The sequence below is a fragment of the Caballeronia sp. LZ029 genome (genome assembly GCF_031451275.1).
Classification (GTDB): Bacteria; Pseudomonadota; Gammaproteobacteria; order Burkholderiales; family Burkholderiaceae; genus Caballeronia; species Caballeronia jiangsuensis.
The window spans coordinates 62,692-83,884 of sequence record NZ_JARUXO010000002.1 but is presented as its reverse complement, the minus strand read 5'-3'; the positions used below and the strand labels follow the sequence as shown (position 1 = coordinate 83,884).

General features: G+C 59.9%; 20 protein-coding genes and 1 pseudogene. 8 read left to right on the top strand and 13 right to left on the bottom strand.

Annotation, left to right across the window (positions count from 1 at the left end; translation table 11 throughout):
* Position 1: 1 nt before the first annotated feature.
* Genes QCE73_RS15355 through QCE73_RS15335 form a run of 5 tightly spaced genes read left to right on the top strand, consistent with a single transcriptional unit; the run spans position 2 to position 5,805 of the window.
* Positions 2-1,747: a carbamoyltransferase C-terminal domain-containing protein gene (locus QCE73_RS15355; protein ID WP_309882129.1), complete on the top strand. Its 1,746-nt coding sequence runs from the start codon at positions 2-4 to the stop codon at positions 1,745-1,747.
* Positions 1,744-2,796 carry a glycosyltransferase family A protein gene (locus QCE73_RS15350; RefSeq protein WP_309882128.1) on the top strand — a complete coding sequence of 351 codons (1,053 nt, stop codon included), beginning with the start codon at positions 1,744-1,746 and terminating at the stop codon, positions 2,794-2,796. The genes QCE73_RS15355 and QCE73_RS15350 overlap by 4 nt, the downstream gene beginning before the upstream one ends.
* Positions 2,793-3,851, top strand: a complete 1,059-nt coding sequence (locus QCE73_RS15345; RefSeq protein WP_035508443.1) for a glycosyltransferase family 9 protein — start codon at positions 2,793-2,795, stop codon at positions 3,849-3,851. The genes QCE73_RS15350 and QCE73_RS15345 overlap by 4 nt, the downstream gene beginning before the upstream one ends.
* Positions 3,838-4,797, top strand: a complete 960-nt coding sequence (locus QCE73_RS15340; RefSeq protein ID WP_035508446.1) for a glycosyltransferase — start codon at positions 3,838-3,840, stop codon at positions 4,795-4,797. The genes QCE73_RS15345 and QCE73_RS15340 overlap by 14 nt, the downstream gene beginning before the upstream one ends.
* 27 nt (positions 4,798-4,824) lie before the next feature.
* Positions 4,825-5,805 carry an SDR family oxidoreductase gene (locus QCE73_RS15335; RefSeq protein ID WP_309882125.1) on the top strand — a complete coding sequence of 327 codons (981 nt, stop codon included), beginning with the start codon at positions 4,825-4,827 and terminating at the stop codon, positions 5,803-5,805.
* Here the strand turns inward: QCE73_RS15335 and QCE73_RS15330 are convergent.
* From QCE73_RS15330 to QCE73_RS15315, 4 genes are all read right to left on the bottom strand, one after another.
* Positions 5,802-8,447, bottom strand: coding sequence for an ATP-binding cassette domain-containing protein (locus tag QCE73_RS15330; protein WP_309882123.1), 2,646 nt, complete (start codon positions 8,445-8,447; stop codon positions 5,802-5,804). The genes QCE73_RS15335 and QCE73_RS15330 overlap by 4 nt on opposite strands.
* Before the next feature lie 386 nt (positions 8,448-8,833).
* Positions 8,834-10,615 carry an ATP-dependent DNA helicase RecQ gene (locus QCE73_RS15325; RefSeq protein ID WP_309882121.1) on the bottom strand — a complete coding sequence of 594 codons (1,782 nt, stop codon included), beginning with the start codon at positions 10,613-10,615 and terminating at the stop codon, positions 8,834-8,836.
* Between the two features lie 100 nt (positions 10,616-10,715).
* A complete protein-coding gene (locus tag QCE73_RS15320; RefSeq protein WP_081478333.1) occupies positions 10,716-10,913 on the bottom strand; it encodes a DUF2934 domain-containing protein in 198 nt (65 codons plus the stop codon).
* A 120-nt stretch (positions 10,914-11,033) separates the two neighbouring features.
* On the bottom strand, positions 11,034-11,249 hold the full coding sequence (locus QCE73_RS15315) for a hypothetical protein (RefSeq protein ID WP_309882118.1): 216 nt from the start codon (positions 11,247-11,249) through the stop codon (positions 11,034-11,036).
* 532 nt (positions 11,250-11,781) lie between these two features.
* Here QCE73_RS15315 and QCE73_RS15310 point away from each other — a divergent pair.
* A complete protein-coding gene (locus QCE73_RS15310; RefSeq protein ID WP_045462528.1) occupies positions 11,782-12,318 on the top strand; it encodes a hemerythrin domain-containing protein in 537 nt (178 codons plus the stop codon).
* 18 nt (positions 12,319-12,336) lie between these two features.
* On the opposite strand, the gene QCE73_RS15305 is transcribed toward QCE73_RS15310, so the two are convergent.
* The 5 genes and pseudogenes from QCE73_RS15305 to QCE73_RS15285 all read right to left on the bottom strand — a co-directional run.
* A complete protein-coding gene (locus QCE73_RS15305; protein ID WP_035508460.1) occupies positions 12,337-12,645 on the bottom strand; it encodes a hypothetical protein in 309 nt (102 codons plus the stop codon).
* Complete coding sequence (locus tag QCE73_RS15300) at positions 12,642-12,779, bottom strand: hypothetical protein (RefSeq protein WP_231928059.1); 138 nt, start codon at positions 12,777-12,779, stop codon at positions 12,642-12,644. Before QCE73_RS15300 ends, QCE73_RS15305 begins: the two co-directional genes overlap by 4 nt.
* A gap of 574 nt (positions 12,780-13,353) precedes the next feature.
* On the bottom strand, positions 13,354-13,884 hold the full coding sequence (locus QCE73_RS15295; RefSeq protein ID WP_045462524.1) for a DUF4142 domain-containing protein: 531 nt from the start codon (positions 13,882-13,884) through the stop codon (positions 13,354-13,356).
* 533 nt (positions 13,885-14,417) lie between these two features.
* Positions 14,418-14,564: a hypothetical protein gene (locus QCE73_RS15290; RefSeq protein WP_175585715.1), complete on the bottom strand. Its 147-nt coding sequence runs from the start codon at positions 14,562-14,564 to the stop codon at positions 14,418-14,420.
* A gap of 678 nt (positions 14,565-15,242) precedes the next feature.
* Positions 15,243-15,992: pseudogene (locus QCE73_RS15285) on the bottom strand (manganese catalase family protein); the annotation flags it as partial.
* A gap of 223 nt (positions 15,993-16,215) precedes the next feature.
* On the opposite strand from QCE73_RS15285, the gene QCE73_RS15280 reads away from it, so the two are divergent.
* On the top strand, positions 16,216-16,899 hold the full coding sequence (locus QCE73_RS15280) for a glycosyltransferase family 2 protein (protein ID WP_045462519.1): 684 nt from the start codon (positions 16,216-16,218) through the stop codon (positions 16,897-16,899).
* 298 nt (positions 16,900-17,197) lie between these two features.
* Here QCE73_RS15280 and QCE73_RS15275 read toward each other — a convergent pair whose 3' ends face one another.
* Both QCE73_RS15275 and QCE73_RS15270 read right to left on the bottom strand, forming a co-directional pair.
* Positions 17,198-17,602 (bottom strand): Hsp20/alpha crystallin family protein, encoded by a 405-nt coding sequence (locus QCE73_RS15275; protein ID WP_035508504.1) that lies wholly within the window; start codon positions 17,600-17,602, stop codon positions 17,198-17,200.
* 12 nt (positions 17,603-17,614) lie between these two features.
* On the bottom strand, positions 17,615-18,097 hold the full coding sequence (locus tag QCE73_RS15270; RefSeq protein ID WP_035508469.1) for an Hsp20/alpha crystallin family protein: 483 nt from the start codon (positions 18,095-18,097) through the stop codon (positions 17,615-17,617).
* A gap of 243 nt (positions 18,098-18,340) precedes the next feature.
* Between QCE73_RS15270 and QCE73_RS15265 the strand changes: the two genes are divergently transcribed.
* Positions 18,341-18,724, top strand: coding sequence for a hypothetical protein (locus QCE73_RS15265; RefSeq protein ID WP_035508471.1), 384 nt, complete (start codon positions 18,341-18,343; stop codon positions 18,722-18,724).
* Between the two features lie 98 nt (positions 18,725-18,822).
* Here QCE73_RS15265 and QCE73_RS15260 read toward each other — a convergent pair whose 3' ends face one another.
* Positions 18,823-19,134, bottom strand: coding sequence for a hypothetical protein (locus QCE73_RS15260; protein WP_035508474.1), 312 nt, complete (start codon positions 19,132-19,134; stop codon positions 18,823-18,825).
* Positions 19,135-19,224: 90 nt separating this feature from the next.
* Complete coding sequence (locus tag QCE73_RS15255; RefSeq protein WP_045462494.1) at positions 19,225-20,025, bottom strand: EAL domain-containing protein; 801 nt, start codon at positions 20,023-20,025, stop codon at positions 19,225-19,227.
* Positions 20,026-21,193 lie beyond the last annotated feature (1,168 nt).

Below are 21,193 nucleotides of genomic sequence, written 5' to 3'. Positions count from 1 at the left end.
CATGTACACCTTGGGAATCAATGCGGTTTATCACGACAGCGCGGCTGCGATCGTGAAAGATGGCGTCGTCCTTGCGGCGGCCGAGGACGAACGCTTCACGCACGTCAAGCATGCCAAGCGCCCGGTGCCGTTCTCGACATGGCAGCTTCCGTTCGATGCGATCGACTATTGCCTGAAGGAAGCGGGCATCGAACTGGCCCATATCGATCACGTCGCGTATTCGTACGATCCGCAGCTCTTTTCGGGCATGCCGAAGGACGTGAAGGCGAGTATCGCGTTGCCGATGATGCCGTCCGCGCAGCCCGGCGGCAATCCTTCCGAATCGCCGTGGGATCCGTTGTTTCTGAGCTATATCGTCAACGCGAAAGCGCAACTGCTCGACGGCGCGCCGCATCATCTGAAGCGGCGCTTCGCAAGCGGAGGACGCGCGCCCCGCTTTGCCTGGCATCACGTCGATCATCATCTCTGCCATGAAGCGAGCGCTTTTCTCGCGGCACCTTTTGAAGACACCGCCGTCCTCACGGTGGACGGACGAGGCGAAGGCGTCACGACGAGTCTCGGGCAATTCGTGAACGGCGAGTACCAGCGGCTCAAGCAAGTCGAACTGCCGCATTCGCTCGGCTTGCTATACGAAGCCGTGACGGGCTATCTCGGCTTCCTGCATTCGTCGGACGAGTATAAGGTCATGGCGCTGGCATCGTTCGGCAAGCCCGCGTATGTCGACCAGTTTCGCGAGATCGTGAAATATCGGCACGACGGCAGCTATACCGTGGATGCGCCGCGCCTCGTCGAACGTTTCGGTCCGCCGCGCGAACGTGGCGGACCGCTCAAGCAGCATCATTTCGATATCGCGCATTCGCTGCAAGAGGTGCTCGAGGAGACCGCCCTCGAACTTGCGAAGTGGCTCCACGAACGCACCGGCTTGCCGAATCTCGCGATGGCGGGCGGCGTCGCGCTCAACTGCGTGATGAACGCGCGCCTGCGCGATCGCGGACCGTTCGACGAAATGTGGGTGCAGCCCGCCGCCGGCGATGCAGGCACCGCGCTTGGCGCCGCGTTGTGGACGGACTATCGCGAGCGCGCAAAAGGGGGCGATCGCAGCCGCAAGTGGCGGATGGACCACGCCTATCTCGGCCCCGAATTCGGCGATGAAGAGATCGAAGCGTTTCTGAAATGGACACGCGCGCCTTATCGCAAGCTCACGAATATCGCTGAAGAAACCGCCGACCTTCTCGCGCAGAACCGCGTGATCGGCTGGTATCAGGGACGTACGGAATTCGGGCCGCGTGCGCTTGGAGCACGCTCGATTCTCGCGTCGCCCATCGATGCGTCGATGCAGGCACGGCTCAACGAAATCAAGGACCGCGAGGACTTTCGTCCGGTTGCGCCCGTCGTGATGGAGGAGCATGCATCCGAGTGGTTCGTCGACGCGCGCGTCGCACCGTTCATGCTGTTCGTGTTCGACGTGCGTGAAGAGATGAAAGCGCGCATACCGGCCGTCACGCATATCGACGGCACTGCGCGCGTGCAGACCGTCAATCGCGCGCAGCATGCGCTCTATTACGATCTGATCGCCGCGTTCAAGGCACGCACAGGTGTCCCGATTCTCGTCAATACATCGTTCAATACGCGCGGCGAGCCGATGGTCAACACGCCGCGCGACGCGCTCGAATCGTTCTGGACATCGCCGCTCGATGCGCTCGTGATCGGTTCTTTCCTCATCGAAAAGCCGGGGACGCGCGCATGAGCACGTATGCCGGTCTTTTCGAAAACGCGGAGACGGGTGCGACGGCTGCGGCCGTTGCGTCACGTGGCGATTTCATTCCCGACGTGTCCGTGATCGTGCCGACCTATCGCCGTCCCGCGATGCTCGAACGCTGCGTGTCCGCCATTGCCGCGCAGACGTACGATCCGACGCGCTACGAGATCATCGTATGCGACGACGGACCCGACGAAGCAACGAAGGCATGCGTGCAGTGTCTTGCCGCAGCGCATGCGTCGAGCGGACCGAAGATCCGCTATGTGCCGGTGACGGCGACGCAAGGCCCGGCGGGCGCGCGCAACGCGGGCTGGCGTGCATCGCTTGCAAGACGCATCGCATTCACCGACGACGACACCATCCCCGATCCGCAATGGCTCGCGAACGGCCTGCGCGCGCTCGATGCTGGCGCGGACGCGGTATCCGGGCGTATCGTCGTGCCGCTGCCAAAGCGCCCCACCGATTACGAACTCGACGCGGCCGGACTCGCAAATGCGGAATTCGCGACCGCCAACGCGTTCGCGACACGCGCCGCGCTCGAACGCACGGGCGGATTCGATGCGCGTTATACGTCGGCATGGCGTGAAGACTCGGATCTGCAATTCGCGTTGATGCAGGCGGGCCTCGTGATCGCACGCGCCGACGATGCCGCGATCCTTCATCCGGTGCGGCCCGCACGCTGGGGCGTGAGCATTTCGCAACAGAAGAAGAGCCAGTTCGATGCGTTGCTCTACAAGAAGCATCGCACGCTGTTTCGCGAACGCATCCGGCGCCATCCTCCGCTGCTCTACTATGCGATGCTCGCGGCGCTCGTGGTGCTGTTCGTGTCGCTAATGGCGGGCGCAACGCATATCGCAATGGCCGCAGCCGTTGCATGGATTGCGATGACGATCTGGTTCTGCATGCAACGACTCAAGACGACCGCGCGCACGCCCGCGCATATCGCGGAGATGTTGTGCACGTCGGCGATCATTCCGTATCTGTCGATCTACTGGCGGATTCGCGGCGCGTTCAAGTTCAAGGTGTTCTTCCTATGAACGCCGAGCCGGTCGAGCGCATCGTCATCTTTCGCGCGCTGCAACTCGGCGACATGCTGTGCGCCGTGCCCGCATTGCGCGCATTGCGCCAGGCGTATCCGAAAGCGCACATCGCATTGATTGGCTTGCCGTGGGCCGCGCATTTCGTCGAGCGATACACGCATCTGCTCGATAGATTGATTGTGTTTCCTGGTGCGATCGGCTTTCCAGAGCAAAAGGAGACCGATGCGCATCTGCCCGCGTTTCTAGGCGCGTTGCGCGAGCGTCGCTTCGATCTTGCCATTCAGTTGCATGGCAGCGGCGGTGTCGCGAACGACATCGTCGAACGCATGGGTGCGCGTTTGAACGCAGGCTTTCTGAAGCCCGATGAAGCCTTGCGCGAAGGCGTTTTCATGCCGTGGCCCGATGACCTGCCCGAACCCGCACGATACACCGCCTTGATGGAACGTCTCGGCATCGAGGTCCGCACGCTCGATCTCGAGATTCCCCTGACCAAGGAAGACGAACGCGAATGCGATGCGCTTGTCGATGCCTTCGCGATAGAGTTGAACAAGCTCATCCTCGTTCATCCGGGTGCGCAGTTGCCCTCGCGTAGATGGCCCGTCGAACGCTTCGGTGAAGTGGCGCGCGCGCTATCGGATGCGGGCTGGCAAGTCGCCGTCACAGGCAGCGCGGCGGAAGCGCCGCTGACCGCACGCGTGACACGCGGTGCAGGCACGAATGCCATCGACCTCGCTGGACGTACGTCGCTTGGCGCGCTCGCTGCGCTCGTCGCGAAGGCGAGGCTCATCGTCTGCAACGACACGGGGCTTTCGCATGTGGCCGCTGCGATGCGCACGCCGAGTGTCGTGATCGCTTCGGGAAGCGATACGCAACGCTGGGCGCCGCTCGACCACGCGCGTCATTCAGTCCTCGCAGACTGGCCTGCGTGCCGGCCTTGTGCATTCCGCGAATGTCCCTATCAACACGAATGTGCGCTGAACGTGAGTGTACAGAGCGTGCTCGATGTCGCATTCGGACACCTCGAGGAGGCGCTTATTCATGCCCAAGACTAGTTCCCGACGCCTGCGCGTGCTTACCTGGCATATCCACGGCAATTATCTTTACTACTTGAGCCAAACGCCGCACGACTTCTATTTGGTGACGCGCCCCGGCTATCCGCCCGGATACGCGGGCAAGGCGGGCGCGTTGCCTTTCGGGGCGAACGTGCATGAAATGCCGGCGAGCGAAGTGCCGTCGCAGTCATTCGATGTGATCCTGTTTCAGCACAAACAGCAATGGGACGATGACCGCCTCAACCTTCTCACCGATGCGCAACGGCGCTTGCCGCGGGTTTATATCGAGCATGATCCACCGCAGGAAAATCCGTTCGAGCAGAAGCATTGGGTGCAGGAGCACGGCACGCTGCTCGTGCATGTCACGCACTTCAACCGACTGATGTGGGATAGCGGCGACACGCCGACGCGCGTTATCGAGCATGGCGTCGTGGTGCCTAAGGACGTGCGCTACACCGGCGAGCTAGCGCGCGGCATCGCGGTGATCAATCATCTGCATCAACGAGGAAGGCGGCTCGGCAATGATGTCTATGCGCAGGCCGCCGCGTCCGTGCCGCTCGATCTCGTCGGCATGGATGCGCAGTCAGCCGGCGGCATCGGCGAGATCGGCAATCTGCAACTCGCGGCGTTCAGCGCGCGCTATCGTTTCTTCTTCAACCCGATTCGCTGGACGAGTCTCGGGCTTGCCATCGTCGAGGCGATGACGATCGGCATGCCGATCATCGGACTTGCGACGACCGAACTCGCCACCGTGATTCACAACGGCGAGAACGGTTTCGTCCATACAGACACGAATACGCTCATCGACGCAATGCAGCATCTGCTGCGCGATCCCGTTGAGGCGCGACGTCTTGGCGAAGGCGCACAACGGACTGCGCTCGAACGCTTTCACATCGCCCGCTTCGCCCACGACTGGGGCGAAGCGTTGCGCTACGTATGCAGCTAGCACGCATCATTACTGGAACATCTCGACATGAAAGAAGCTTATAGAAAGCGCATTCTGGTGACCGGTGGCGCGGGCTTTCTCGGCTCGCATCTGTGCGAGCGGCTGGTGGCGCAAGGCCATGACGTGTTATGCGTCGATAACTTTTACACCGGCACCAAGGACAACATCGCGCATCTATTCGATAGCCCCAACTTCGAACTGATGCGTCACGACGTGACCTTTCCGCTCTACGTGGAAGTCGATGAAATCTACAACCTCGCGTGCCCTGCTTCACCTATCCATTATCAACACGACCCGGTACAGACGACGAAGACGAGCGTGCACGGCGCGATCAACATGCTCGGTCTTGGCAAGCGCGTTCACGCGAAAATCTTTCAGGCTTCGACGAGCGAAGTCTACGGCGACGCACACGTGCATCCGCAACAGGAAGCGTATTGGGGCAATGTGAATCCTATCGGGCCACGTTCGTGTTACGACGAAGGCAAGCGTTGCGCAGAAACGCTCTTCATGGATTATCGGCGGCAACATGGACTCTCGATCAAGATCGCGCGCATCTTCAATACGTACGGGCCGCGCATGCATCCGTCGGATGGCCGCGTGATTTCGAACTTCATGATGCAGGCGCTATCGGGCCAGCCGATCACAGTGTATGGCGAAGGCATGCAGACGCGCTCGTTCTGTTATGTCGACGACATGGTCGAGGCGTTCATCCGCCTCATGAATACGCCCGACGAGTTCACGGGTCCGATGAACCTCGGCAATCCGCACGAGCTGACGATGCTCGATGTCGCGCGGCGCATCATCGAGTTGACGGGATCGTCGTCGGACATCGTGTTCAAGCCTTTGCCGCTGGATGATCCGTGGCATCGTCAGCCGGACATTGCGCTGGCGCGCGACAAGCTCGGCTGGTCCCCGACGACGCCGCTCGATGAAGGGCTACGTCGCACGGCGCAGCATTTTCGGCAGGTTATCGAAGCCTCGGAATCGCGCGAGGCCCAGCGCGTTTAGATAGTCCGCGCTGTCACCGCGCTTATCGACGTTATCAGCTTCGGCGCGGGCACCGGTTTCGTCAGATGGGCCTGAAAGCCCGCCGCCTGCGCGCGCGAGCGCGCTTCGGCCTGTGTATGCCCCGTCAGCGCGATAGCGGGCATGCGTTCGCCAAGCGATGCGCCGCGACTCGCCTCTTCCTCACGAACGAGTCGCAAAACTTCATAGCCGTCCTGCTCGCCGCCCAAAACGATATCGCAGAGCAACACGTCGGGCCATTGCGCGCTCGGCAATGCGCGAAGCCTGGCTAACGCATCATCGCCCGATGCGCACAGGACCACATGCGCGCCGACTGACTCGAGCAGACCTTCAAGCGCGTCGCGCGCTTCTTCCTGATCGTCGAGCACCATCACCGTGACGCCCTTGAGCGCGTCGTCGTGCGAAGCTTCGGGAGCGGCCGTTTCGTCGAGCACCGGGCGTAAGGGCATCGTTGCGACATAGGCGACGTGCTTGTCGATGTAGCGCACCGCAAGGCTTCCGCCCGTCTCGGTCAATGCGTTCTCGAGACGCCGCACTTGCTGCTGCGAAAGATCGGCGGGATCGGGTCGCTGCCCCATCACCGTGAGACTGGCGTGATTGCCCTCGCGGAACACGCGCAACTCGATACGCTCGCTGCGCATCGCCGCGCTCATCTGCGCGCGGCACAGATCGGCGACGACCTGCTGCAACACGCTCGCATCGCCGGACACGCGCAAGCCCGGCTCGGCGATAACGGTATAAAGGTTCACGCCGCGCGCCGCGATCTCTTCATGCAGCGCATCGATGACGCCCGCGACGAGTGCATCGAGCCCGACCGCCTGCGCGGAGACCTTGCGCTGCGCATGCTCGAGCTCACCCTGCTGCCATTGCAGCGACCACATGCGCGCATACACGCCCTCGCGAGCGAGCAGTTCGTCATGCTGTCCCTGCTCGACGATACGCCCATGCTCCATCACGAGCGTCCAGTCGGCATCCACAACCGTCGAGAGGCGATGCGCGATGACGATCGACGTGCGTCCCTTCGCGAGACGATCCAGCTCGGTCTGGATCGCGCGTTCAGAACGCGTATCGAGCGCGGAGGTGGCTTCGTCGAACACTATGATGCGCGGGTCCTTCAAAATCGCGCGCGCGATCGCGATGCGTTGCCGTTCGCCACCCGAGAGCCGCACGCCGCGCTCGCCGACGCGCGTGTCGTAGTGATCCGGCAAGTGCTCGATGAAGCCATCGAGCTGTGCGGCGCGCGCGGCCTGTACGATCTCCGCGCGCGTGGCATCGGGGCGGCCATAAGCGATGTTGTAGGCGATCGTATCGTTGAAGAGGACCGTGTCCTGTGGCACGATGCCGATGGTCGCGCGCAGGCTGTTCTGCGTGACGTGCGCGAGGTCTTGTCCGTCGATCCGTATCGCGCCCGCGCTCGGCTCGTAGAGCCTGAAGAGCAGCTTCACGAGCGTCGACTTGCCCGAGCCGCTGCCCCCAACCACCGCGAGCTTCTTGCCCGGATGCGCGCGAAAATCGACATCGCGCACAATTTGCCGCGCCGGATCGTAACCGAACTCGACGTGGTCGAACTCGATTTCGCCTGCTGTCACGCTGAGCGGTTGCGCGCCGGTCTCGTCCACATCTTCACGCACGCGGCCGCGCGAGAGAAGAATCATGAACATGCGTTCGACGTTCACGATCGCGTCGTTGGTCTCGCGAAATACGAAGCCCAGCGTGTTGAGCGGGTTGCATACCTGCACGATATAGGCGTTCACCAGCACGAGATCGCCGACGCTCATCGTGCCCGCAACGACCTGTTGCGCCGCGCGCAGCATCACGGCCGCAATGCCGACGGCGATGATCGTGCTCTGTCCCACGTGCAGCAGGGTGAGCGCGCGTTGATTGGCGACCCGCGCATGCACCCATTCGTTTAGCACGCTCGTGAGCCGGTTCGTTTCGATGCGCTCGCTCGCGAAGAACTTGACGGTTTCATAGTTGAGCAGGCTATCGACGAGACGACTATCGGACTGGGCCTCAAGCCTGTTGACCGCGCGTTGAAAGCGCATGCGATAACGCGTGGAGATGAGCGTCCACACCGAATACAGCACAAACGTCACCGTAATGATCACCATGAATTCGATCGCGTAACTGCTCATCATCACGGCAACGACCGTGCTGATTTCGATCATCACCGGCACGATGGTGAAGAACGCAGTGCCGAGTAAACAACCGACACCGTCCGCACCTTTTTGCACGTCTCGCACGACCGCGCCGGTTTCGCGCTGCGCATGAAAGCGCGCGCCCAATGCATGAAGATGCGCGAACGTTCGCTCTGCAAACGACGCCACGGTCCGCTGAGTGACGATGCTGAAGACTACGTCGCGTGCTTCGTTCAGCACATCGCCGAGATAGCGCAACAAGACGTAGGCGAGAACCAGGAAGACGGGAAAGACGACGGTCGTTGCGGGATGACTGAACTCGTCGATGACGCGCTTAAGCATCAACGGAACCGACACGACCGCGAGCCGCGCGCTGATCATCAGGACAATGGCGGCGGCGGTCTGATAACGCCACGCCCACACCGCGCGCCACAGGTCGGCAACGATGCGGCGGCGCACGCGCGTGCGCTCGGCATCGGAGGACACGCCCGGCGTCACTCCTTCCGGTCCTTGCGCTTACGGGCGTCATGTGTTGACGATGCGCCCTGGGCGCCGTTCTTTTTCTGAACGCGCTGTTCCTCGATGCGGCTTAACGTCGCAGGGTCCGTTCCGGATTGTCCGGCAGCGCCCGCAGCGCCCGCGACGCCGGCGGATTTGCCCGTATTGCCTTGGGATGACGTATTGCCCGGCGGCGCGCCAGTCTCCTGCGCCCATGCGCTTGTCGCACATGTCATGCAGGCGCACGCGAATGCGACGATCGTTCGAAGTCGAAGATTGCGATTCATCTGGCCCTTCCGTTTGCGCGAGTGCTTCGATATTCTAGTCGTCAACAGTCATGCGCGCGCCAGAATGCGTTATCCCATTGGCGGGCTTCACGATGACATGGCGCGGCTTCGTTTAAGATATCGCGCGATGAACGTGCGCGTTTCGTCGCGAGCGAAACGCACGGCCACGCTTTCGCCGCTGACCATTTCGACGATACCTTCGCCATAGCGACGCACGACGACTCGTTCGCCTCGTTCGAATGTTGGCACCGCGCGCTTGGGCTTCGTCTCTTCTTTCTTACGGGCGTGTTCGAGAAGCTCGCGCGGGCTCTCGATCACTTCCGGTGGATGCAGGCAGTTATCGCATACGCCACATGTCTTTCCGCCGAGTTCGTCATCGGGCGGGGCGTAATGTACGTCCGATGATGAGTCCGCGTTGTGCGCGAAGTAATCGAGCAAAATGCGCCAGCGACATTGAGCGCTTTGCGCATAACTGATCATGCGTTCCAGCACGGCCCGGTCTTGCTCGGCGCGCGCTACATAGGCGTGCGATGCATCGCCGAGTTTCGCGTCCGCCTTGCTGCCGTCCTCATCGATTAGCTTCATACCACCGTGGCGCGTGCGGCGCGTCATGCCGATATCGTGGAGGAGGGTTGCCGCGACGCGCAGCTTGTTCGCGCCCACGTCGGGCAATGCGTCACGCAGGCGCTCGAGCGGCTTCTCCAGCGTCTTGCTGCTCGTTTCGTTCGCGAGTTCACGCACCGTCCGCGCAACGCGTTCGATGGTCTGCGCACTCGGATAGCGGCCGCTCAGGAAAAACTGCTGCACCTGCTTGTCCTTCAGTTCGAAGAGCAACGTGCAGCGCGCCGGCTCGCCGTCGCGTCCGCCGCGGCCCGCTTCCTGATAGTACGCGTCGAGACTGCCGGGCATCTGTGCATGGATCACGAAGCGGATATCGGGCTTGTCGATGCCCATGCCGAACGCATTGGTCGCGACCATCACCCGCGCGCGTTCTTCCATGAAGGCGTCCTGGGACGCCGATCGCGCGCCCGCCGCGAGCTTGCCATCATAGCGCTCCGCTGCAACGCCCGCTTCGATCAGGGCCGCATGAAGCGCCTCGCATTCCCCGACAGTCGCACAATAGACGATGCCGCTGCCCTTCTCGCTGCACGTCAACTCTACGACCCGCTTGCGCTTATCCTCGAGGTTCGTCATTTGTTCGACGCCGAAACGCAAATTTTCGCGATAGACGCCTGTATGAATGACATTGGCCGCCCGCATCTGAAGCTCGCGCGTGATATCGGTCATGACCGCAGGCGTCGCGGTTGCGGTAAGTGCGAGTATTGGCGGGCGGCCCAACAACTTTATCGCCTGGATCAGTTCGACATACGCGGGACGAAAGTCGTGCCCCCACTGCGAAATGCAATGCGCCTCGTCGATGACGACGAGCGCGATCTCGGGTACATCCAGCGACTTGAGCTGCGCGACGAACTCCGGGTCGACAAGACGTTCCGGTGTAACGAACAGCATGCGCAGCGCGTTCCTGGCGAGCGCGTCCATTGCATCATGCAACTCGCTCGCGGACAGCGCGCTGTTGAGCACGGCATTCGCAATGCCGGCTTCGGTCAACTTCGTCGCCTGATCGCGCATGAGCGATATGAGCGGCGATACGATGAGCGTCATGCCTTCGAATTGCAGCGCGGGCAGTTGATAACATAGCGACTTGCCCGCACCGGTCGGCATGACCGCCAAGGTATCGTGCCCGTCCATCACGCTGCGGATGACGTCCTCCTGCCCTGCTCGCAGATTCGGAAATCCGAAAACCCGGCGCAATGCATTTTCCATTTCCCGGTCGAGCGGCTTGCGCACGGGCTTCATTGTCGGATTCATATGAGTCGATCGTTTGAGGTTGAATTGGGCGCGCGCCAGACGAACAGACGCATTCCGCGCTCTATACAGGCAGCGGAAGTCGGATCTTGCGATGAATGATTTACTTGCTGGTGCTTTCCGGTCGTTCAGGCCCGTCCGCGGCAGCATTGCTCGTAGTGACGCCTTGCGCGTCTTCTGCGCTGATCGACGCTATTGCCTGCTCCCAAAACTCCTCCGCGCGTCCCTCAGGGGAGCCCTCCCGCTCCCATATCTCATAGGCACGGCGGCGAATGCGGTCTTGCTCTTTCTGTTCATCCATGACCATCTCCCAGTAATGCGGCAACGTCGCCGCCGGATCGGAGCTTGCACGCTACTAACGCAACCATCGTGCCGCGTGCGTTATCGGCGCCCGTCTTTCGAAAAGAAGATCCTAGGGGATTCAAGCAGTGCGCGAGGCCGCGCTCTTGTCTTGTGCTTTTGCGAGCCGCCGCGCAATCTCAGCTGCCGCACCGACGTCATCCGTCGAGCTCACGGACCCGCTTTCCGATGCGAGCTTCAAATAGGCCGCGGCGAGCTTGCGCAACTCGTCCTCGGTTGCGTCTTCGACGCCGATCAACTGGTTGCTCGCCAGACGATGCGACGCCAGCACCTTCAACCGAGATCACTGCAAGGCCGAATGCGACTGGCGAGCCCGCCCATCGGGTGACGGCGCTCGCAAACGCGTCGAACGCTCGTGCGATCGGATGCGCCTTGGCGTATCCCGGACTCGACGTCGTGGGCACGGTGTCCATCGGCTCTGCATCGGGAACTGCGTTTTGTTGATTCATTTCGCGGCGTAAAAGTAGGTCGACCGCGAATTTATCAATCGCACCTTTCGAAGGACAGACTCCGTGCGGATGCTTTTTCGTGTCCTTCGCATTTGCGTTGATCTCGCTGGGCGCAACGAGTGCGAGGCCGGCCCCTTGCGCGTGCTCGATGCTTCCGTTACATGGCCGGGATCGATCATGCAGACGCGCTCCGGCCGCGCGCGATGCGCCTCGACGCCGAGTTCGCCGCCATGCTTCAGGGTGCCATACAACGCCCGTAGATTCGCATTCGCTCCCGCCCTTGATATGCGCGACAAAAAACGGCCAGGCCCGCACTTTGCTTTGAATGGCGACGATCACATTATTCGAACGGAGAACGCAATGCCTACGACCCCGGCACAAGCTAATACCGCCGCTTCCCGCCCCGCGCAAACTCAAGACGCCATCGAATTGCTGAAAGACGATCATCGCGCCATCGAGAAGCTCTTCGAGGCGTTCCAGAAAGCGAAGGACGACGATCTCGATGCGAAGTCCGCACTCGTTCGACGCGCGTGCGAAGAACTCACTGTTCACGCAATGATCGAAGAACAGCTACTTTATCCGGCTGCGCAGAAAGCGTTACACCAGCGCGACCGGCCCGACGTCGAAGAAGCGTATGTCGAGCACTATCTCGTGAAGGTGCTGATCGACAAGTTCATGACGCTGAAGGCGGGCGAAGCTGGTTTCGATGCAACCTTCAAAGTGATGAGCGAGATGGTGCGACATCACATCGAAGAGGAAGAGGCGGATCTCTTCCCCAAGCTGCGAGAGTCCGGCACCGATCTGGACGCGCTCGGCAAGAAACTGTTGCAGCGCAAGGAAGAACTCGAATCGAAGATCCCAAAGGATGCGGGCGATAACACAGAGCGCCTGCATTGATCCTTACTCCTCCGTGAGTCACCCTCGCAGCGCGTCGAACACATTGGCAAATGCCCGGTGGGTTGACGCGCTCAATCCCGCGCCGACCGCTGTCTGAACCGTGCGCCGCATTCGAAGAATGGCGACGCTGACAAGCGTGAGCGCAATCAACTCGGCATTCGGCGTGCGCAGAAGCCACGACGGGGTGCCCGCTAGCAGCGTGCGCGATGGCACGCGCGCAGCGCGTGTGACACGCGATGGATCATCGGCGACGTGTGCGGCAATTAGCTCCGCGCGCGATTCCGCCCTGCGAGCGAGCACCGCTCCCTGAGCGTCGGCATGCTTCATTGCGCGGCCTCGTTGATGGCATCCATATCGCGTTGCAGTTCCTGGCGCAGCATCTGAAACGGTTGCGCCGCCTTGCGCGACATCATCACGGTGACGGCGATGACCGCGACGGCGAACCATGCCCCGCCACGCATTAGGCCGTTAGCACTAGAAATGCGACGAGCGCAAACATCTCGTGCGGCACGCGCTTCGTGGTCTCGGCGAGTTCGATAGGAATCAGCTCGCCATAACGACGAGGCGTCTCGTGCAGAAGTGACCGACCCTGCGCTAATTGGCGAATTTTCTCTGGATTGTCATCGTGCTTCTCCAGCAAGCGTCAGTCGGAACGAGGCGTCACGACTTATAAACACAACTCTGTGACGAGAGCACCGCGCATGCAAAAAATACTGTCTGCAACGGCCTCGCCGCGCTCCTCCCGGCCGAGGATCCCCCTCATTGTCGTTGACCAGGCACACAGGATTACACCGTGCGCGTTGAATCGTCCGCGGGCGTAGATTCGGATGAGTAGATCAGCATGATGTGACGTTGCGTCCACCGGTAGACAAGCGGCGCGAAACCGCCGTCAATAACGCAGCTACGGTGTGTGCATGGTCCGCTGACATGGCTGACGACCTCGAAGAAGCCTGTGCGCCATAACGGCATAGTCTCCCGATGTCCCAGCATGCGAGCGCCACTGGGACTTTTGGGAACACACCGATCACCCGGTCGTTACTCCACGCCCTTTTTTGCGGCCAGCGCTCGTGCCATTTCAAGATGATGCTGAATCGTCGGCAGCGCCTTAGTTGCAGCTTTTTTTAGCTCAGAATTCTGTCCCTCTTGGGCTTCCTTTTGGAAAGCCGCGACCGCCTTCTGATGTCCGTCGACCCCAACGGTCTTGATGTAGGCAGCGTCAAACGCCTTCCCCTTCAACGGTTTAAGCGCATCGAGCACGGCGGGGTCCGAATTATCTTTAGGGACCGCAACGCCGCGCGGGGCCGCCATCTTGAGTTGAACTGTCAGCTTGGTGTGATCCACCATCATGCGATGGGCGAATTCTTTAACGTCTTTGTCTTGCGACTGCTTCGTGGCAAGTTTCGCCGTGTCAATTTCAGTCGAACTTGATTCTGATGCAGCCTGAACGAACGCCTTATCGACGGGAGAGAGGTCATTTCCTTGCGTCGTACTAGCAGCTTGCGTTTGAGCACACACTGGCGTTAAAACGCCAAATAGCGCGACAAACAACGGTGCGCGGATAGCCATACTTGTCTCCACGGGATGCTCCTTGGAATGTCATGTCGGGCTTGGTGATCAGCAACCGCTGTGCCGTACAACGCACACTGCGCACTGCGCCTGCTTCTCCTCGCCGGCGCGCTGGCCGTCGCGATGTAAGAGGCCGTGGCCGCCGCACGAGTACAACGCCGCGGCTATACCGGCGTTGCACGATGGCAAATGGCCGCGCACTATCCAATATAGCTTCCCGGGGGCACCGTCTCGTATGGTTTCCTTCCCCAAGGTCTTCCCACCTGCCCACAGGCGTTGTTCTAGCTCACCGGTAACGTCGAGGCAGGCGTCGGCGAACCGAATAGCTTTGACGAGACTTCGCACCTGCCGCGGACGGGCAAAAAGGCAGCGGGTTGCGATTACACGACCGCAGACCCGGGAATAGCAATCTGCTTGGCTGCATCGGCACCGGGCGCGCCCGTTATCACGCTCGAATCTGCCGGCGCCCCGGCGCGCGAGAGCTCACGAGGACCGGCCGACTGTCGAAACTGCTGCAAGCTGTTGCTGCTAGGTCAACGCTCAGCGTTTTGCCAGCCCGGTAAGTCATTCACACGATCGCTAGGTCCATCCTCGATGAAATCGTCCTCGAAGCTGCAGCCGATTAGTTCGTCGTATTTCGTCGGCTCGCTGCTGACGATGGCTCGGAACATCTGAATCAATGCGTTTCCGTCTTGCAGGTGGGCGACGACAACTCGAGCAGTACGCAACGAGACAGACTCTCGGACAGGCGGGGCTGTACTTCCGTCATGCAAGTCAAATGCGAAACGATGGATCTCCTCATGCCCTTCAGGAAGCACGGTATGACCCCAAATAGTCGCTCTCATGATCCGCGCGATGAACTCTTCTGTTGATGTTGAAGCAATGTACGTGCCGAAGTTTCAAGCTCTCAGACCCTCCCGCACCCGTCACAGAAGCGGCTGCAGATGAGTGCTTCAGCAAGTTCCTAGCCTTGAGACCGCTATCAGGCTGAGAGCTTAAACAGATCAATGATCGAGGTCTGTCAGTTCAGATCTTGGCCGCTTTCCCTTTGCTTCTTCGAGAGGATCGCTTCAATATCAACCTCCGGAACCGGCGTCGTAGCCGTCCGCGCCGGCTCGACGCCAGACGCAGTGGGCGCGGCGGGCGCTGCTCATGCACTTCAACCCAGCGCTGCTCGCGCCGGCGTGTCTGACGTCGGCGGCGTGGAGCTGCGCGAAGTCGACACGGCTGGATGATCGTGCGGAAATCTTGCCGAGAATGGTCGAGAAGATGCTCATCGTGACTCTTCCGTTTAGTGAGCGGCGCGTGGCACGACATTGCCGTTGGCGTCGAGGATGGCGGTCTCGCCTTCGGCCACATGTGAGCGGTCGGGCCATCGGATCTGAGGCGGTGCGCGCTGCCATGGATTCAAGTGTCTTCACATCTGCTTCGGACACGTTGACCGTGGCAAGGCCATCGCCGCCATCCACTGCCGGCTGCGCACCTTCGATGAAGCGCCAGTCGCCGCCCTCGTTCCACGGCCCTCGCATGTCGTCGCCCTTCGACATGTTGAAATACACGCTCGTGAACTCACGGGTCATGAAAAAGCCGAGCGCTTCCTTGATGCCAGGATCATAGGTGACATTGATGAGACGCTCATAAACGATCTTTGCTCGCGCTTCAGCGGCGATGTTTGAGCACATGTCAGCCGTTAGCTCGTCATCGTGTCGATGTACGCCGCCGCCCACGGCACTCCGGCGGAGTTAGTCAGGGGTGCGCCACCGCCATACAGGCTCGAAGTTATATGGGCGTCGTTTCCGCACCGGTCAACGACCGATATAACTCGGCTTTCTTTTCCACCCCTTCGGCGAGTTGTCCTTTGGCGCCCTTATTGAGCATCGCGACAATGGAGCCGATCACTTCAAAGTGCTTAACTCTTCCGTGGCAATGTCGAAAAGCTGATCCTTGCGACCGGGATCGGCTTCGGTAACTGCCTGAGCGAAGTAACGGCAAGCGGCGGCGAGCTCGCGTTGAGGACCGCCAGGCTGCTCGAGCAGCAGGTTGGCGAGACCCCGATTCGGAGCGCCGACGCGAACCGTCAAGCTGCCTATGCGAGCCACCTGGGCCACATTTTTGCTGACCAAGCGTTTTTCGTCGCTGCTGACGATGCCAGTCGAGAGCCGGAATGGCGAGTAACGGCCGCGTAAATCGAAGGCCGTTCCTACTACGCGAGGGACTGCGACGGCGTGCCTGGCACGCGGTTTGCACGCTGCCCCGACAGCTTCGCCGGGCTAGGAGACAACAGTACTCCAAGCACCTGACCAATGCCAAATTCTCGACACCAGGACGACCATGCTCGCCGTCATTATTCCTGCTCACAACGAATCTGAGCTCATCGGCGCATGCGTGCGTTCCGTGGGCGTCGCCGCACTACATCCACTTTTGCGTGACGAAAAAACCATCGTGATCGTTGTAGCAGACGACTGCTCTGACCACACCGAGGCTTTCGCAATGGCCGCAGGTGCCGTCGTTTTGAGCGTTTGCAAGCGGAACGTTGGCAAAGCACGGGCACAGGGCGCTGACTTGGCTATCGCTCACGGTGCGCGTTGGCTAGCCTTCACCGACGCCGATACGCAGGTTGCCCCCGACTGGTTGAGCAGCCAGCTCGCGTGTCAAACAGACGCTGTGTGCGGCGTCATCGGCATCACCGACTGGACCGGCCACCCACTCAACGTCAAGGAAGAGTTCTACAAGACATACCGAGATGAGGAAGGCCATCGTCATATCCATGGAGCAAATCTGGGTTGCTCGGCTGCGGCCTATCGAAAAGCCGGCGGTTTCCAGCCGCTTTCGTTCAACGAAGACGTGGCACTCGTCGATGCTCTGATTGCGACGGGCGCGTCCATCAGCTGGAGTAACAAAGCCAGAGTTTCGACAAGCGCACGCCTCGATTCGCGAACGCCATGGGGATTTGGTGCCACACTACGCGCCGCGTCCGGGCGTCTGGCCTGTGCCGTGCCTAGTGTCATCTGGTAACCCTGGTACAAGCGTCGAAGCTTTCATAGGAAGAAAATATAAATGTACCGCCTGCGGGCAGCAAAGCGAAAATCCGACATATTGGCCCTGGGACGAAGCAGGTGGTCCTGAGGGACGCGCCAATGTGCTCTGGATCTGGCTTAGAATCAGCAAACCAGGTAAGGTCGAACCCCGAATAAGTCGTGCGACGGTTCAGAGTTTCTTTTCTGAGGATGCGAGCGACTCCTGATCCGCACGCTGCGGCATCCCTGTGCCATCACGGGCGGCGGAGCCGGGTGTGCGGCTCCGCGATCGTGCGCTAACCTACTCGAACCTCGATCTTTCGCGGCTTCGCCTCTTCGCGACGCGGAATCGCTAGTTTCAGAACGCCGTCTTTCAGCAGCGCATCGATTTTAGTTGTATCAAAGTCGTCGCTCACAGAGAACCGACGGGAAAAATAGGGTACGCGGACCTCTGCGTGCGATAGACGAAGCTCTTGCGATACCGGAAGTATCGCCTCGCCCTCTATGGAAAGCGCACCGTCGTGGACTTTGATCTCCAGCCGCTCCCGCGATACCCCGGGTAGGTCCGCCCATAGCGTAATAGCATGGGCGTTTTCGACGATGTCGACCGCTGGCATCACCGTTGCACGACGCACGGCGTCAAGCTCGTGCTCGGCAGCGGAGTCAGGGCGCCGATCTGCAATCTGTTTGTTCTCGCTCATGATGCACCTCATCTACTGGATCTGAATTGCACGGGGCCTGGACGTTTCGCGTTTGCCCACCGAAATAAGGAGGCAGCCGTCGACGTAACGCGCATTCACCTTGTCAGGATCAGCCTGTTGCGGCAATTCAATGACGCGCCTGAACGCACCGCTAAAGCGTTCGCGCGCGTACTGCCGTGTCCCTCCGGAGGACGACGACGACGTTGAGCCTGGCGCGGCATCCGGTGCTTCTTCGTGACCGTCTGGCAGGTCGCGGCGACCAGCGATTGAAAGCATCCCTTTGTCGACCGTGATGTCCAGTTGCGAGGGATTGATGCCCGGCGCGAACGCAACGATCTCGATGGAGTCGTCGGTCGAGCCGATATTGATGCGCGGAAAGGTGCCGACGCTGGTCGACCGCAGGCTTGAGGGCAGACCATCGAACAGGCCCGAGAGCTGCCTTTGCATGCGCTCGAGGTCGGCAAAGAAATCTGTTCCGAAGTAGACGTCACTCATGATCGAATCTCCTCTCGCGGGAGGAGGCGAACGGGCTAACGCGCTCCAGTCTCGCCTGCCTAATCGCGACAAACAAGGTTGAAACACGCAGCGCCGCCGGAATCCAGCGAACGCTGCCTAGCGAAGTCCCAGATAGTGTCCATCAAGAGCTTTTCAAGGGCGCCGCCTCACATTTTTTTGCCTTGAAATTCCCTGGGTGCGACCTTATCTCCGTCGGCGGAAAGGTTTCCGGAGTAAGTAAAGATGAACTTTGATACTGAGTGGCGCACGCTCGGCAGACATCGGGTTCGCCTGCGCTCGTTAAAGGGATTTCCGACGGAGACGATGTATCAACTCGCTGAGGTCGCTCGTCTGGCAATTGATAACAACATGAGCGCTAGGGCCCGGATTGTGGAGATCGCGGCAAGGCGGGCGAAAACGTACGACATTAGCGTTGGCTCGACTTTGCCGGAAGACCGCATATGCGCGCCCCAGCTCGAGGCAGCCATAGCGACTGTAATGGGGCTTCCGCCTGAGCAAGTGAACGTGTTTGTGCAAATAGTCACGCAGGAAGAGGTCGATCTTCACTTTGGAATCTATGAACGCATGCTTGCCGAGAAGCTCGGCGCGACGCCCCCTTTGCAATAACGCGCTGAAACAAGCGGTCCGCCGAACCAAGCAAGCGGTCGGAGCGCAGGGTGCCGACCGGTCATTCGGTTGTGGACCATCTGAACTTGGATGATACGTCACGTGAGTTCGTCGTCCTCTCCCGGGGCCTCGACGAATTCGATGTTATTTTCGACAATTTCAATCTGTATGTCTTCCGGATCGTCCTCGATTTCCAAGTGATTAGGCGGCGACGCGACGAGCCGGAAGTCAAAACCCAAGGCGCTCAAGTAGGCGACGTATTCGCCGTCTTCATCTTCGCGCAGCGCGTCGTCGTCCAACATTGAACGTCTTTCGATGTCGAAGTCTTTGGCCGTCACAACGAAGCGCTCTTCTTGTCGCGTTTCTACGTCAACGACCACCAGTTCGGCGGTCCCGGAAAGTTCGAGCATGATGCGCTCCGTGGATGTCTGATGCTCTCGATCTTTGAAACAAATAGTGCGATTAGGCGAGACGTGACATTCGGCCACCTCGACTGGTAACTACGCTGTTGACGCCAGCCAGTCAGCTGTTCTCTTTGGCATCTCTCTCAACGCGGGCTTGGCAAAAAAATACCCCTGCATCAGGATGATGCCGTTGGAGGCAAAGAAGTCACGTTCCCCCCTTGTCTCGACTCCTTCCGCAATAACCTGCACTCCGAGATCCCGACACATCGTAAGCACGCCTCGCACAATACTCTGGCGAACGCTGTCACTGTCGACCCCTCGAACCAACTCCATGTCGAGCTTGATGAAATCTGGCTGAAAATCAACGAGCAGGGTCAGTCCAGAATAGCCTGCTCCAAAATCGTCGATGGCCGTTTTGAATCCGAACCGCCGATACGCGCGGAATATATTCACCAAATGACTTCGGCTGATTATATTTTCGCCTTCTACCGTCTCGAAGATAATACGGTCGGTGGGGAAGCTGTGCTTCTCCGCTGCCTCAAGGGTGCTTCGTATGCAAGCCTCCGGTTGGTAGACCGCGTTAGGCATGAAGTTGATCGACAGAAAGCTGCTCATATTTAGTGCAGCAGCTTGGGCGATTGCGAGCGTTCGACAACGCTGGTCAAAGTGGTAACGATTTTCCTCGTCAACCTGTGCAAGTACGGAACCGGCACGCTCTCCGTTCAAACCCCGAACCAGAGCTTCGTGGGCGAAGGTTTCGCCTAGACTTGTATCAACGATCGGCTGGAAAGCGAACGCCATGTCGACGGTCTTTTCTGGAGCGATGCGACATCCCGCGCAACGACGCGATGCGTCGTCAGATTGCTGCACCCGCCCTCGTTGGTTAAACTCGATCATTTTCGCGAATTCGGAGCCGAAAGTTAGCTTGACGATAAGGTTATCGGCACGCCCTTGCAATATCTTGAGCCGTCCTCGTACGCGTATTGACCGCGTCCACGGCACGAGTTTTTTACGACTTCTTCTTACAAGCGAAGTTGCCAGGTACTTTGTCCGTGCATGTGTTGCTAGCGTCGGGGCCGTTGCGATTCACTGCCAACGACGACTCTGACGCTCCTCTCGATATCCTCGGGAATCGGAATATCAACTGGTCCACATCCAAACAACGCTCCTCAAAACTTGTGCTGCGGAAAGCTCTTCGCCGTGACTTTCTTGCATTTCAAATAATGAAGTTGAAGACGCGGCCGACCAACGCAACTGCTCGCAGATATGACGTTAAGTTTGCTTCTAGCGGACGGATCACCGCGCAACCATGCGCCTGCCCTCGTCGTTGACTTGCTATGACTCGTCTTCGGATCTTTTCCGCCAAAGGATGTCAGCGAGGGACTCAAGACTGAAAGGTTTGCCGAGACACGAATCGCAGCCGGAATCACGTGCGCGTTGCTCCTCATGGGCGATGGGGCGGCCAGTAACCGCGACAACCGGAACGATGGCATACGCATGCAAGGCGTTCAAATTTGTCGCGACTCAATGTTGCTGCGCTGCACGTTGAACGATAGCATCCGAGAATCGTAGGCGCGACAGTCGGCGCCCTTGTCGGCTTGGTGGTCATTGAAGCGACGACGCTGGTCACCTGAAGCCTGGATTAGCGGTCCGCGCGTCGATATTTAGCGGTGGTCGCCAGTTCGTGTGGCGGCCCGATCCCCACGCGCCGCCGCGAAGATCTACCCTCAGCGAGCAATTAGGAGTGTCGCGTTCTCGTCGCAGCTATCGAATTCGCTGTCTCCGAGATTCCGAAATCGTGAGTTCCCCGCGTGGCCATTCTGGACATTGAATGCCGGAGCGCGGCAGCTTCAGCGGTGAACGCGCTGCGATCGTCGCGTCTCAATTGAGCCGGTTCTAAGCTCAGGCTCTCAGCGCCTTGGCAAGATCAGCCAGACGATACGGCTTGTGCACGAAGGTGAAATCAGTTAAGGAAGCTCTGCAAAACTCGTTCTTGCATGGAGGATAAGGAGTACTATTAGATGGTAACGACTTGGAGGCATCGCAATGACGCAACTTCATCTCG

Coding starts and splice junctions, on each gene's coding strand:
- QCE73_RS15355 (WP_309882129.1), top strand. CDS start 2: ATGTACACCTTGGGAATCAATGCGGTTTATCACGACAGCGCGGCTGCG.
- QCE73_RS15350 (WP_309882128.1), top strand. CDS start 1,744: ATGAGCACGTATGCCGGTCTTTTCGAAAACGCGGAGACGGGTGCGACG.
- QCE73_RS15345 (WP_035508443.1), top strand. CDS start 2,793: ATGAACGCCGAGCCGGTCGAGCGCATCGTCATCTTTCGCGCGCTGCAA.
- QCE73_RS15340 (WP_035508446.1), top strand. CDS start 3,838: ATGCCCAAGACTAGTTCCCGACGCCTGCGCGTGCTTACCTGGCATATC.
- QCE73_RS15335 (WP_309882125.1), top strand. CDS start 4,825: ATGAAAGAAGCTTATAGAAAGCGCATTCTGGTGACCGGTGGCGCGGGC.
- QCE73_RS15325 (WP_309882121.1), bottom strand. CDS start 10,615: ATGAATCCGACAATGAAGCCCGTGCGCAAGCCGCTCGACCGGGAAATG.
- QCE73_RS15320 (WP_081478333.1), bottom strand. CDS start 10,913: ATGGATGAACAGAAAGAGCAAGACCGCATTCGCCGCCGTGCCTATGAG.
- QCE73_RS15310 (WP_045462528.1), top strand. CDS start 11,782: ATGCCTACGACCCCGGCACAAGCTAATACCGCCGCTTCCCGCCCCGCG.
- QCE73_RS15305 (WP_035508460.1), bottom strand. CDS start 12,645: ATGAAGCATGCCGACGCTCAGGGAGCGGTGCTCGCTCGCAGGGCGGAA.
- QCE73_RS15300 (WP_231928059.1), bottom strand. CDS start 12,779: ATGCGTGGCGGGGCATGGTTCGCCGTCGCGGTCATCGCCGTCACCGTG.
- QCE73_RS15295 (WP_045462524.1), bottom strand. CDS start 13,884: ATGGCTATCCGCGCACCGTTGTTTGTCGCGCTATTTGGCGTTTTAACG.
- QCE73_RS15280 (WP_045462519.1), top strand. CDS start 16,216: ATGCTCGCCGTCATTATTCCTGCTCACAACGAATCTGAGCTCATCGGC.
- QCE73_RS15275 (WP_035508504.1), bottom strand. CDS start 17,602: ATGAGCGAGAACAAACAGATTGCAGATCGGCGCCCTGACTCCGCTGCC.
- QCE73_RS15270 (WP_035508469.1), bottom strand. CDS start 18,097: ATGAGTGACGTCTACTTCGGAACAGATTTCTTTGCCGACCTCGAGCGC.
- QCE73_RS15265 (WP_035508471.1), top strand. CDS start 18,341: ATGAACTTTGATACTGAGTGGCGCACGCTCGGCAGACATCGGGTTCGC.
- QCE73_RS15260 (WP_035508474.1), bottom strand. CDS start 19,134: ATGCTCGAACTTTCCGGGACCGCCGAACTGGTGGTCGTTGACGTAGAA.
- QCE73_RS15255 (WP_045462494.1), bottom strand. CDS start 20,025: ATGATCGAGTTTAACCAACGAGGGCGGGTGCAGCAATCTGACGACGCA.